The organism is Bartonella sp. AA86SXKL (assembly GCF_042196885.1).
On record NZ_JBHIRE010000179.1, the window covers coordinates 1 to 937 of the forward strand.

Genomic DNA, 937 nt, shown 5'->3' on the forward strand with positions numbered 1-937 from the left:
GAGGGAGGGGCTACGCGCAAGCCAGATTGCAGCTCAGTTAGGTGGTGTTAGTAGGAATGCAGTGATTGGTAAAGTGCACCGATTAAAACTACCGGGACGTGGTAAAACAGCACAGGGGGGGGGGCGTGTACAAAAGGCACTTGTTGGGGTCAGTTCATCGCCTGTGCGGATGCGTCGCACACCATCGACAGTATTACCGACAAATACTGCTTCTTGCAGTGTTGGAGCGACAGCTTTAAAGGTGGATGTTGTAGTGGAGGATGTGACAGAAGTTGATTTGCCCGAAAAATCAAATGTGGTTGTACCTATATCACGTCAGCTTAATCTTTTGCAATTGAGTGAAAATACATGTAGGTGGCCAGTTGGGGATCCTTTATCACCAGATTTTCATTTTTGTGGTGCCGATTCTGGTGAGAATAGTCCTTATTGTGCCTTTCATGCTAAAATAGCATTTCAGCCAATCTCTGAAAGACGGCGGATAAGAATATAATATTTGTAATATAATCTACGTTGTATTCTATATCCTTATTATTAAATGTCAGCTTAAATGTTTTAGGGCATAAGACCATTAACTGGGGGTATAGATCACCAAAAATCTTTCTTTTAAAAAAATGCATTAATAGATTATCTGCTATGAGAAAGAAAAGTGCAAAGGTTATGCCTTAAGGAATGTAGAAATTTTCCCTTCCGAGAAACTCATTCAAGTTTTATTTTTTCGTGTTATTGAATAATAAGAGGCGGTGTTGTTCTAACTGGTGTTTTGATTGCGCAATGACCGGTAATATTTTATTGCGTGCGAAATGCTGCTAAACAAATGAAATTTAAAGAATTAGAGGATATACTCTATAAAGGCGTAAACCATTGTTCTCTTCATCGCCCCTTTTTAGTTGAGTTTTGTGACTTTCAAAAAAATCTACGACAATATCCTTTAAATCAT

1 protein-coding gene is annotated in these 937 nt (G+C 39.0%); it reads left to right on the forward strand.

The annotated features are described in order from the left end of the window. Positions 1–490 (forward strand): GcrA family cell cycle regulator (locus ACFIO5_RS10830; RefSeq protein WP_375705402.1); only part of this gene is annotated, 490 nt, incomplete at its 5' end. Between the last annotated feature and the right edge of the window lie 447 nt (positions 491–937).